Raw genomic sequence first — 12,052 nt, 5'->3', positions numbered from 1 at the left:
AACGACTCCTAGTTCCCTCATGCTCATGAAAAGGGGTTAATTTAGTGAAATAAGGTCCTCACGTTCCGTTAATGATTGTTTGACGAACATTTGTCCCATACTTTGATCCTCCCAACAGCACAACACGCAACGCAACGCAATTCTCCCACAGCACTCCACTCACAGCACAACAAGCAATACTCCCATAGCACTTCGCTCTACAACACAACACCCAATTCTCTCCACGTCATGTCGCACGCACTAGAATGACAACCAGCCTCACTTCAAAGGCTTACTATAAGTAGGGATATTATTATGCGCCAAACGGCCACAAGCGGCAGCTACGATGCCGCATACCATATCATCGATAAACGTATTGCATTTTCCTTCGGAATGATCGCTATCGAGGTCTTTAATAATCCCGATTTTCTCCTTATCTAGGTATCCGAAATTCGTGAGCGCAATGGTCCCATACATGAGTGGAACGGCTGTTGCGATGCTTTCATCAACCCCGAAAAGCCCTTCGTCTTGTCCAACAATATGATTATACTGGGGATTAAATTCTCCTGTTTCGACGGCTGTATCAATTTTGATCGCCAATTGGAGGGCATGGAATGTTTGTTGTTTTCGTAATACGGCAAGCACATTCTCTTCACAAAGGCTGCGCTCCATATCCGGATTGTAGGGCCGTTGAAGCTGATCCAGAATATCCACCATATCCTCCAACGCCACACCTCTCGATGCGAACAATGCCAGGTTACGTTCGGTATAATCCTCTTTCACATTTTCAGAAATGATTGAACTGGCCGTTGATGCAACGATGGCACAGATTCCTTTGGAAATGAAAGTTTTAGGACGTTTGGCCGGAAAGAAGAAGCGGAATTTACAATCCATAAATCCAAAAAGAGAAATCGCGCCGCTGCCATATAGTCCACAGATAGACATAGCAATAGTGCGATGAACATTATAAGCAGGGTCTTTCATACTAGCTAACAGCTCGGAATCATGCTTGACCTTCTTTTGCAGCTCCATGAGCGTGGACATCACGTTATAGGTTTCTGTTTTGCTTAATACCCCTAGCAAGGTCGTTGTGATTGTTTCATAGGGAATTTTCTTAATTCCTTTGATCTCGACGAGTAGGCGGGCAACGGCTTCTTCGATCACAGCTTGGGAATAGTGACTGAAGACCTCTTCACGGAATTCATTGAAAATGCTTGCTTTTTCTTTAAGGAATGTTCTCATCGCAGCGCCTCCAAATTAGGTCAATGGTTTATTTTTTTGAGTATAGCATATGGTGCATGATTTTTTAAAAATGGGGACAAAAAGTAGTTATAAATCGGACAAAGCCCCGTATACATAATAATACGAAAAAGCAGTGTACAGGCCATGTTAACAAAATATAGGCAGATGCTTTTGGTGTCTGCGAAAACTTGGAGGAGGAAATAAGCTAATGAAACATCAACATTGGATTCGTTCAGCCGCTATCGCGGGGGTAATTGCCTTGCTGACCACGGGATGTTCGGTTCTGGGCACTGGAAAGAAAAGTGACATCGATGCACCTCCGACAACGGGTGCGGAAGCAGACGCGAAGACGACATCAGCAGCCGTTACGATCGATATGATCGAAGATAATTCATCACAGATGACGGTTTATGTGAAAGATGGTAAAGGCTTTGTAGCTCCGCTTAGTCTTGGATTACCAAAGACGGTGTCTGTCGCCAAAACGACTCTCGAGTATATGGTGGACGGAGGACCTGTTGCAAGTTTGCTTCCATCTGGCTTCCAGGCTCTGCTGCCTAAAGGTACGAAAGTCGTAAGTTTGAACGTTACATCAGACAAGCGTGCCATTGTTGATTTCTCTAAGGAGTTCCTCAATTACGATGGGGCAAATGAGAGAAAGATTTTGGAAGCTATCACTTGGAACCTGACGAGCTTCCCAACCGTAGAGAAAGTACAGCTGCGTGTAGACGGGAAAGATCTGAAGGAGATGCCGAAAGGGAAGACACCGCTGGATACACCTCTTGCACGCTCTATGGGGATCAACATCGAGAAGGCTGAGGACGCTGAATTTGGCCAATCCACACCGGTTACACTCTATTTCTTGAATCAAAATGATCAAAATTACAAATATTATGTACCTGTTACAAGGCTCGTCAAAAGGACGGACGATGTTGCGAAAGCGGTAGTTGAACAGTTGATCAAAGGGCCTGATCAGAAGAAAGGTCTAGCTGCTGTTCTGAACGCTACAACGGAAGTGAAGAGCATTAAGCCAGCGGATGGTGTTATAACCGTTGACTTCTCCAATAAATTCCTTGGCGCCGATCAGAAAGCATCCGCCGAGGCTATGCAGTCCGTTATTCTTTCATTGACGGAGAACACAAGCTTTAAGCAAGTACAAATTAAAGTGGATGGCGCTGTGAAGGCTGTAACTAAAACAGCTCATATTAATCCGGCTAAGCTTTAAGAAGCTTTCCCGCTTTTTACGACCTCTATGCAAAGTGGCGCTTGCATAGGGGTTTTCTCGGCCTTGAATGGTATAGTGTAATGATTTGTATACATATATAGATTTTGAGGCCTTAGCATTTAATGCTAGGGCCTCTTTATTATTATCGTATGTAATTGTCTAGAGCTTTTTGTAAATCAGATAACACCTGGCTTCGATGCTCATCCTGAACGGATGATACAACGCAATGTTCCAGATGGTCTTTTAATATCACTTTGGCAACACCGTCCAACGCCTTTTTAACAGCTGCAATCTGAAGGAGGATATCGGGGCAATCTCTACCATTATCAGTCATTTCTTTTATAGAACGAACATGGCCTTCAATTCGAGCCAGTCGATTGGTTACTTGTTTCCTTTGCATATGCGGGTGTGTGTGACCGTGACTATGTTCTTGTTTCGTATTGAGATTATGTTCATGATCTTGCATAAATGCCCTCCTTCTTCTAGGACTAATTTTATTCCCCCAGTATTCGTGTGTCAAAACCTCTTTTGTCTACACATTATCTGCTTCTATACACTCATCGAAGCTTGCTGATGCCTGAAAACGTCAATGTGTGAAACATCTGATCCATTTCTGCTGCAGAATGAGGCATATTATGCTCCATCCACCAGGTTAAGATGGACCATAATGTATTTACAATAAATTCAATCGCAACGTCCTGTGGAATATCGGTAGTGGAGCTTGGCAGAAGTGCTGTAATTTCTTCGCGTGCTAATTCAGTAAGTATACGTTTAATGTGATACAAAACAAGAACCCCGCTTTGTTTACCGGCTACTGCTCTATATAAATGCCTATGGCTTTGTACATGCTGCAGCATGGCTAAGCTGAAACCGAATTGATAATCACTCGAATCTGAAGGCGAGGAACGCAAGAAGCTTTGCTGCTTAAGGAGTTGTCGCAGCCGGTCGAGACTACCCAATAGAAGCTGTTCTTTATCATAGAAATGAGAATAAAAAGTGGATCTACCTACATTTGCCCGATCAATAATGTCTTGTATCGTTATGGCTTCGTATCCCTTTTCGATGATGAGATCTATGAAGGCTTCATACAGCATGTTTCGCGTGCGCTGCACCCGCCTGTCTTCCTTCTTGGCTATCATTGTTGGCCTCCTTTTTTTGGACAGTTTAAAGTGTTTTGTTTCATAACGAACAATTCAAAGCATATTGGTTGTTGTTTCTTATAATTTACGAACATTATAATCGAAATGGAACATCGTGTTCAATAAATATAAAAATATATATTAGGAGGTTGGACATATGAGCCAACAAAAAATGATCCAAGAAAAATTTAGCGGAAAAACATCGCAAAGCATCCCGCTAATTTCACTAAATCGGGTCTCCAAAAGGTATGATACGCCCTCTGGTTCCTTTATTGCTCTAAGAGAAGTGTGTCTTGAGGTTCGGAAAGGTGAATTTGTTGCTGTTGTCGGCAAATCAGGCAGTGGGAAATCAACTTTAATCAATTTAATCACGGGTATCGATACGCCCTCTTCTGGAGAAGTACATGTTGCCTCTAAGGCTATACACGCTCTGAATCAGGAGCAATTAGCAATTTGGCGAGGAATAAATGTCGGTGTCATCTTTCAATTCTTTCAATTGCTTCCGACTCTGACAGTTGCGGAAAATGTGATGCTGCCCATGGATTTTTGCAAAACATATCCGGCGCGTGAACGACGTGCAAGAGCTATCTCATTATTAGATAAAGTCGGTATTATTGAACAAGCGGATAAACTTCCTGCTGATTTGTCAGGAGGCCAACAACAACGTGCAGCGATCGCTCGGGCGCTTGCTAACGATCCCCCCATTCTTGTAGCCGATGAGCCTACTGGCAATCTTGATTCCCAAACGTCAGATGATGTTATGCAATTATTCGCAAATCTAGCGATGGAGGGAAAAACGGTTGTAATGGTAACGCATGAGCGCGATTTAAGCCGATACTTTACAAGAACGATCATTCTGGCTGATGGAGCAGTTGTCACCGAAACGCCAGCGAAAACGGAGGTTAGTATCTCATGATTAGCCCACGTTGGAAGAAATTGCTGAGCGATCTTCGAACAGCGAAAGGCCGCATGATGATGATGGTTCTCGCAATCGCTGTCGGTATATTAGGCGTTGGAACCATATTGAGTGCTTATACCATTCTCACCCGTGAAATTAGCCGAAACTATCTGGATACGAATCCAGCTTCCGCTTTATTGGAAATGGATAAGGTCAGTGATTCATTGGTCGATGCCGTTCGACTTCGTCCCGAAATCGCAGATGCTGAAGCAAGTTCTACGCTTGTAGCGAGGATCGAGGTCAAACCAAACGAGTGGATGCCGCTTCTGTTGTTCGTCGTGAAAGACTTCAATGCGATTCGTATCAATACGTTCCGACCTGAATCTGGCGCTTGGCCTCCGCCGGATGGTTCCATTTTATTGGAACGAGAAGCACTGCCGCTTGTAAATGCCAAAGTAGGCGAATCACTGAGAGTTCAAACCCCCAACGGTCCAAAACGTCAAGTTAGCATATCCGGACTTGTGCACGATCCGGGCTTAGCCCCTGCTGGGCAGGAGCAGACCGTGTATGGATATATTACCCCTTCAACGTTGGTCTTGTTAGGCGAAAGCGGTACATTAAACATCTTAAAAATCATTGTGAAGGATCAGCCGCTCAATGTGACCTCGATCGAACGAACAGTCAGCGAACTATCCGGTTGGTTGAAACAACAGGGAAATACGGTTAAAGAGATACGCATACCACCTCCAGGCAAACATCCGCATCAGAATCAGATGAATTCAATTCTAGTCATGATGCTCATCTTTAGCTTACTGACACTCGCTCTAAGTGCCATTCTAACTGCAACAATGGTCGGTGGTTTATTGGCTCAACAGGTTCGCCAAATCGGCGTGATGAAAGCGATTGGTGCACGATCAGTCCAAATAGCCAGCCTATATCTTGTATTGATTGTACTGGTTGGTATCGTGGCGGTTATGATCGGCTTACCGCTAAGTATTGCTTTAGGACGCTTTTTTGCAAGGGTGGTGGCTCAACTGCTGAATTTCACATTATATAGTGAGGCTATTCCTAGCTGGGTTTACATCGTACAGTTGTTCATTGGGGTTCTTGTGCCATTCTTCGTCGCCCTAATCCCGATCTCCAAAGCCACACGGACCACTGTTCGTGAAGCGATCAACGATTTCGGCACAAGCAAGAAGAAATTCGGCTCTCGTCGGTTGGATGCTTGGCTCGGGAAAATACGCGGATTGGATCGCACTCTGATATTGGCTTTACGCAATACTTTCCGACGCAGAGCTCGCTTGTTGCTCACGCTTAGCTTACTAGCTGCCGCCGGTGGAATGTTCATGACAAGCTTAAACCTAAAAACTGCATGGGAACAAAATCTTTCCGATGCAGCGTCTGATCGCCATTACGATCTTGAAATTCGTCTGAATCGTCCAGAAGCAGAAGAGAAAGTCTTAGCTATCGTCGCAAGTGTTCCTGGCGTTCAACAAGTAGAGACATGGAATATAGTGCCTGCCGCTGCAAATCGTTCGGATGGTTTGGAAGTCGTTAGAACTTATCCTGATGGGGGACATGGCAGCTTTAACATTCGTTCGGTTCCTGCGGATAGCAAAATGGTCCATTTAACACAACAAAGCGGACGCTGGCTTCAACCGGGCGATACCGATGCAGTGGTACTTAATCATACGGCGCATGCGTTATTTCCCACTATTAAGGTTGGGGATCTCATCAACTTGACCGCAAATGGAAGTCCTGTCATTTTGCATGTAGTTGGCATTGCGAGAGAAATCATAACGCCGGCATCAGCCTACGTATCTCCGGATGCATTTGCCAAAATAATTGGCAAATCGGGGCAAACGAATACCCTGCGTATTGTCACGAATAATCACGACACGAAGACAATAAGTTCCGTTACCAAAGAAATTGAACGTACATTTGAGAAAGAAAACGTAAGTATGAAAGTTGACATCTCTGAGACGAGACTGGACTCAGCCCTTAATGGTCACGTTTATATTCTCATCTTCGCATTGATTATCATGGCTGTGCTGATGGCCGTTGTCGGCGGTCTTGGCCTCATGTCTACCATGGCCATCAATGTAGTGGAGCGTACCCGCGAATTCGGCATCATGCGTACCATTGGCGGTAAATCGAGTACGGTATTACGTAACGTTATAAGCGAAGGGGTTTTCATCGGTATTATGAGCTGGACTGTCGCTATTGTGCTTTCGCTCCCTCTTTCCTTATACGTCGGTAAACTCATCGGAAATTTAGCATTTAAGTCACCGCTACCTTTGGTTTTGTCGCCCATGGCCGTTGCTATTTGGCTAACGATTATCGTTCTCGGGTCCATTTCAGCAAGTGCGTATCCAGCTTGGCAGGCATCGCGACTGACCATCCGGGAAACACTCGCTCACGTATAAATTGGTTAATATCTTAGAAGGGAAGTATGTATATGAGAAAAACGATTAAGATTACTTTGATTGTAATTATTGTTATCGCTGCTGTAGGTTTTACCCTTCATACGCTTGACCCATTTGGCATTCGTAAGCCTTAAAATCAACATTTTGTCGATACTGTTGACTAGCGACTATATGGCATGTTTATTTAGAAAGCTACAATTATTTGTGGAGGTATATGTATGAGTAAAAAAATTATTATCTCAGTTATTATCACTGGAATTATAGCCGTTATCGTGGGTTTAATTGTTGCTGGTAATAATATCGACCTTGTTGGCATTTTGAAAAGATTGCATGGAGGCTGATTCTTTTTTCTAATTAGAGGGTAGTAATTCCTATAAAAAGAACAGGTCAGCCGGTGGTAGAATAACCACTCGGTGACCTGTTTTTACACGTATATCAGCCTTTCAATCTTATTACTTTTTAACATTCGTTTTATCTATTGCTGCTTTGAGGCCTTTTGCCAATTTTTCCGGATCTCCATAGCCCCAAAAATGCAAAAAGATCAACTTTGGCGACTCATGAAGCATATGGTTATGAATCGCAGTCACCCTTATTCCATTCTCAGTTAAGGTGCGTTGTATTGCGGGGACCTCATCAGCAATTAGGACAAAATCACCTGTTGTCGCTGCTTTATCTCCAACCGCTTGAAAATTGATTGCGGTCGCTACTCCCATAGCTGGGCGAATATTGGTATCCATTTCATGAATGTTTTCCTCCCGAGGAATGGAAAATCCAATTAAGTTTCCTTTTGCCGTTCCTTTTTTAGTCAATATATTTTCCACCTTGGACCATTCTCGAGATTTTGTCTGTGCCGGTGGTGAAGTAGTAAGCGGAGTGTTTGTAACGGATAAAACAGACTTCATTTGCTCCGCCATATCGGCGGCGTTGCCCATACCCTCAAAATGCACATAAATGATGGGCGGGGATTCCATTGTTAGATGATTGTGGATGGCCGTCACTTCTATATTCGTTTTTGTTAGTTGAGATAATACGGAAGGCAGTTCTTGGTGCAGCAGAACAAGATCTCCCATCATCATCGTACGTCCTTTGACTGGTTGAAAAGCGATCCAGGAAGTTAATGCAAGATCAGGTTCAACAAGAACTTCTCCGACGGTTACTTTAAGATCTTCCCTCGGGAAGGTAACCTTAAACACAGAGTTATCTAAGGTGCCTTTTCGATTAAAGATCTGCTCAATAGGCTTCCAATCTGCTGATTTTGATTCATGTTCATCTGCACCGCTTGCTGCTGCGAATTTTCCGGAGGACTTTTTATTCATGATAGTCAGCGACGTAGTCACCACGATTATAACGATTGCAATACTTATAAACACACCCCGTCTTTTCATGAAAAACCTCCCTTATATACAAATGGGCTTTTATTCCACATAGTCTATAGCAACATATCCTTTACTTAGAATGGAATAGTTATACCATGCTTGCGATAACATTAATCGGCTCCGCTTAAATTTTGTACATTAAACAATCGGAAATAAGCCCCGCCTTCCTTCATTAGCTGCTCATGCGTTCCTTTTTCTTTGATCTGACCATTCTCAATGAGAACAATCTGGTCCGCATGGGTAATGGTAGAAAGTCGATGCGCAACAATCAAAGTGGTTCTGTCTTTCGCTAATTTTGCTAGAGATTCTTGAATCAAATGTTCCGATTCTAAATCAAGGGCAGATGTTGCTTCATCCAGAACTAAAATGCTCGGATCTTTAAGAAAGACTCTTGCTATAGCAATGCGCTGCTTCTGTCCGCCTGATAACTTTACTCCACGCTCGCCAATCTCTGTGTCATACCCGCCAGGCAGGTTCAATATAAAATCATGTGCGTTAGCCGCTTCTGCTGCATGTATAATCTCATCTTCCGCAGCATCCGGTTTACCAAACAATATGTTTTCTCGAACCGTTCCGCTAAACAAAATGTTATCCTGTAACACCATTCCTATTTGATCGCGTAGGCTCTTTATTGTAATGTCCTTAATGTCTGTATGATCAATCAGAATACTCCCTTCCTGAATATCGTAAAAACGAGGGAGCAGGCTGATTAGCGATGATTTTCCACCGCCGCTCATCCCTACAAAGGCTATTGTTTCACCGGATTGAATACTAAGTTGAATGTTTTTTAATACCCAATCAGATGCTTGATCGTATCTAAAACAAACATTTTCAAAATCTATTTTCCCTTTTATTCGTTGAAGAGGTATCGCACTAGGTGAGTCAACAATGTCATAAGGCTCATTCATTAGTTCAATTACCCGGTCTAAAGATGCGCTTGCCTGAGTTAGTTCAGTTGAAGAATTAATTAAACGTCGAAGCGGATTGTACAAACGATCCAGAAAGGCAAAGAAGGCTATAAATGCCCCTACAGTTAAGTTGCCTTGGATAACTTGATAGCCACCATAAGCTAATACAAGCAATGGGGCAATATCTGTTAGTGTATTAATAATGGAGTTCGTTACAGCATTCCATTTCGTTAGAGCAAGTGCACGATCAAGAAATTTATTATTTCTTTCTCCAAATCTAACTTTCTCAACCGCTTCTAAAGTAAAGCTTTTAATAACCGGCATTCCATTTACACGTTCATATAAATATCCTTGCATTTCCGCAAGGGCTTGAGAACGAGCTTTTGTTAGTGTTCTAAGCTTTTTATATAACTTTTTTACCGAGAAGGCATAAAAGGGAAATACAGCAATAGCAACAATAGTCAGCCAAAAGTCCATATGAATCATAAACCCGATGGCGATTGTTAGCGTAAATAAATCTATCCACACATTCATTAATCCTGTTTCGACTATGTTTTTCGTTTGCTCTGCATCATTAATCAATCGAGAAATAATTTCGCCTGTTTTATGATTTTGATAATAGCGTAAGGACAGCTTTTGAATATGTGAATACAGATGGCTACGCAAATCGTAAAGGATACGACTGGTTGTCAGTTGTGCAAAATATTGTCGCAGATATTCAATAGGAGCCCTTATGATAACAAACAGGACAAAAGCACCTAGAAGCACCTCAATCAGTTTTTGCGTCTTCTCAACGGAAGAAATGGGACTTAATAATAAATCATCAACGATATATTTCAAAATTAAAGGCAAGGTCAGCGGAATTCCGAATTTCACCATACCAATGAGAATAGTGATTATAACAAGTTTCCAGTACGGTTTGATAAATTTGAAATAGATCTTAAAACTAGACATTATGATACTCCTTATGTAAGACATACAAGCGTAGAATCTCTTTTATGATATCCCCCCATGGGGGTTATGTAAAGAAGGATAAATGCCAAGATATCTTATTTCATAGGAGGGCTCAATTTGATTGTTTAAACTAATTAATTGTATTAATATATGGAGTACTATCAGCTTCTTATGCGATTTTGTGGCAAATTGATGGTCCTTAAAGGGAAAGCTGGTACTTTGTAGAATTTTTATTTTGTTCAGTTTGACTTCCAAAATGCAACGTGATGACTTAATGGAGTATACTGCCGGTCACTATTCTTATTTACTCATGAGGATTGAAAAACGCAGGTTTTTCCCAAAAATGGGAATGATAATGCTAAAACTTTGGGTTTATAACCTATTTTTTTTACAAAAGCACTACACTACATTACAATGGGCGTAGGAACAAGCTTCTGATGGAAGCAACAGGAGGAGAATAACATTTATGAGAATTGGCGGAAGAACGAATCAAGAACTGCGACCTATGAAAATAACCCCTCATTATATAAAACACGCGGAAGGCTCGGTGCTTATTGAGGTCGGGGATACCAAAGTGATTTGTACAGCGACGATTGAAGAACGCGTCCCACCTTTTATGAAAGGTCAAGGGAAAGGATGGGTTACAGCCGAATATTCGATGCTGCCTCGAGCTACGCAGGTTAGAAATCAGCGTGAAGCTGCCAAAGGTAAGCTTGGTGGACGAACGATGGAGATTCAGCGGCTTATTGGACGTGCGCTTCGTTCCGTGGTGAATTTGGAAGCATTAGGCGAAAGATCCATCACTCTAGATTGCGATGTTATTCAAGCGGATGGCGGGACTCGTACTACGTCAATTACCGGTGCGTTTGTGGCTATGGCATTTGCCATCGACAAGCTGGCGACAGACAAGAAATTAGCTAAATTCCCTATAAACGATTTTCTGGCTTCTGTGAGTGTTGGTGTTATCGGCCAAACACCGCGGCTGGATCTGAATTATGAAGAAGATTCACATGCGAAAGTAGATATGAACGTCGTGATGACGGGGCAGGGTCAATTCGTAGAAATCCAAGGAACAGGCGAGGATGCTCCTTTTTCCCGTAAAGAATTGGATGAACTGCTCGCTCTTGCTGAAACAGGCATCCATACGATGATTGAAGAGCAATCTAACGTATTAGGCCCGATCGCTGATCGCATTCGAGGTGTACATCATGCTGCTACAAAGTAATTTCGTCGTCATTGCAACGCGTAACGAGGGCAAAGTCAAAGAGTTTGAGAAGCTTTTTGGAGCAAAAGGCTACAAAGTTCGCTGCTTAACGGACTATACGGATCTTCCGGAAATCGTGGAGAGCGGAACGACGTTTGCAGAAAATGCACGGATTAAAGCGCAGATCATTTCGGCACATCTCCATGTGCCGGTTCTTGCCGATGATTCCGGTTTGTGTGTAGCGGCCTTGAACGGTGAACCGGGAGTTTATTCAGCCAGGTATGCTGGAGAGAATGCTACGGATGCGGACAATAATGCTAAGCTGCTGCAAGCATTAAGCGAGATAGATACTCTAGACGGATTGCCTGCCGATGAAGAGCACCCAAAGCTTCTTAGCGAAGCTTCCTTTGTTTGCGCGCTTACGCTTATCGATCCTGTAGCGAATGAAGTGATTGAAGCGGAGGATTCTTGCCGTGGTTACATCATTGGGGAAGAACGTGGCGAAAGCGGCTTCGGCTATGATCCCTTATTTTATATCCCTGCTCTCGGGAGAACGATGGCAGAATTAACGATGGAAGAGAAGAATGAGATGAGCCACCGAGCCAAAGCTTTGCGTATGTTTTTGGATAGACTTCCTGATCAGAACGGCTAAAATCATAAAGAAAACCTGCTTCCACTTTATCGGCGTGGATAGCAGGTTTTTT

General features: G+C 43.0%; 11 protein-coding genes. 6 read left to right on the top strand and 5 right to left on the bottom strand.

Annotated elements, in window-relative coordinates; genetic code table 11:
• Positions 1–258 precede the first annotated feature (258 nt).
• On the bottom strand, positions 259–1,221 hold the full coding sequence (locus tag ASG93_RS34465) for a phosphatidylglycerophosphatase A (protein WP_056836416.1): 963 nt from the start codon (positions 1,219–1,221) through the stop codon (positions 259–261).
• A 208-nt stretch (positions 1,222–1,429) separates the two neighbouring features.
• Here ASG93_RS34465 and ASG93_RS25165 point away from each other — a divergent pair, with 208 nt between their 5' ends.
• On the top strand, positions 1,430–2,443 hold the full coding sequence (locus ASG93_RS25165) for a GerMN domain-containing protein (RefSeq protein ID WP_056836414.1): 1,014 nt from the start codon (positions 1,430–1,432) through the stop codon (positions 2,441–2,443).
• Positions 2,444–2,585: 142 nt separating this feature from the next.
• On the opposite strand, the gene ASG93_RS25160 is transcribed toward ASG93_RS25165, so the two are convergent.
• Both ASG93_RS25160 and ASG93_RS25155 read right to left on the bottom strand, forming a co-directional pair.
• Positions 2,586–2,909 carry a metal-sensing transcriptional repressor gene (locus tag ASG93_RS25160; RefSeq protein ID WP_056836412.1) on the bottom strand — a complete coding sequence of 108 codons (324 nt, stop codon included), beginning with the start codon at positions 2,907–2,909 and terminating at the stop codon, positions 2,586–2,588.
• 91 nt (positions 2,910–3,000) lie between these two features.
• Positions 3,001–3,582, bottom strand: a complete 582-nt coding sequence (locus ASG93_RS25155) for a TetR/AcrR family transcriptional regulator (RefSeq protein ID WP_056836410.1) — start codon at positions 3,580–3,582, stop codon at positions 3,001–3,003.
• Between the two features lie 157 nt (positions 3,583–3,739).
• On the opposite strand from ASG93_RS25155, the gene ASG93_RS25150 reads away from it, so the two are divergent.
• The 3 genes from ASG93_RS25150 (at position 3,740) to ASG93_RS36850 (ending at position 7,247) form a co-directional block, all read left to right on the top strand.
• On the top strand, positions 3,740–4,498 hold the full coding sequence (locus tag ASG93_RS25150) for an ABC transporter ATP-binding protein (protein ID WP_082615080.1): 759 nt from the start codon (positions 3,740–3,742) through the stop codon (positions 4,496–4,498).
• Complete coding sequence (locus ASG93_RS25145; protein ID WP_056836408.1) at positions 4,495–6,906, top strand: ABC transporter permease; 2,412 nt, start codon at positions 4,495–4,497, stop codon at positions 6,904–6,906. The genes ASG93_RS25150 and ASG93_RS25145 overlap by 4 nt, the downstream gene beginning before the upstream one ends.
• A gap of 218 nt (positions 6,907–7,124) precedes the next feature.
• Complete coding sequence (locus ASG93_RS36850) at positions 7,125–7,247, top strand: hypothetical protein (RefSeq protein WP_268796054.1); 123 nt, start codon at positions 7,125–7,127, stop codon at positions 7,245–7,247.
• Between the two features lie 111 nt (positions 7,248–7,358).
• Here the strand turns inward: ASG93_RS36850 and ASG93_RS25140 are convergent, their stop codons facing one another.
• Positions 7,359–8,291, bottom strand: coding sequence for a DUF1259 domain-containing protein (locus tag ASG93_RS25140; protein ID WP_056836406.1), 933 nt, complete (start codon positions 8,289–8,291; stop codon positions 7,359–7,361).
• A 101-nt stretch (positions 8,292–8,392) separates the two neighbouring features.
• Positions 8,393–10,144 (bottom strand): ABC transporter ATP-binding protein, encoded by a 1,752-nt coding sequence (locus ASG93_RS25135; protein WP_056836404.1) that lies wholly within the window; start codon positions 10,142–10,144, stop codon positions 8,393–8,395.
• A gap of 466 nt (positions 10,145–10,610) precedes the next feature.
• Here ASG93_RS25135 and rph point away from each other — a divergent pair, with 466 nt between their 5' ends.
• Together rph and ASG93_RS25125 are read left to right on the top strand one after the other, a co-directional pair.
• Complete coding sequence (gene rph, locus ASG93_RS25130) at positions 10,611–11,369, top strand: ribonuclease PH (protein WP_056836401.1); 759 nt, start codon at positions 10,611–10,613, stop codon at positions 11,367–11,369.
• Positions 11,353–12,000 carry an XTP/dITP diphosphatase gene (locus ASG93_RS25125; RefSeq protein ID WP_056836400.1) on the top strand — a complete coding sequence of 216 codons (648 nt, stop codon included), beginning with the start codon at positions 11,353–11,355 and terminating at the stop codon, positions 11,998–12,000. The genes rph and ASG93_RS25125 overlap by 17 nt, the downstream gene beginning before the upstream one ends.
• The last annotated feature ends 52 nt before the right edge of the window (positions 12,001–12,052 follow it).

Source organism: Paenibacillus sp. Soil787 (assembly GCF_001429545.1).
Lineage (GTDB): Bacteria > Bacillota > Bacilli > Paenibacillales > NBRC-103111 > Paenibacillus_E.
The sequence above is the reverse complement of the archived record's forward strand: the minus strand, read 5'-3'. Positions and strand labels throughout refer to the sequence as shown.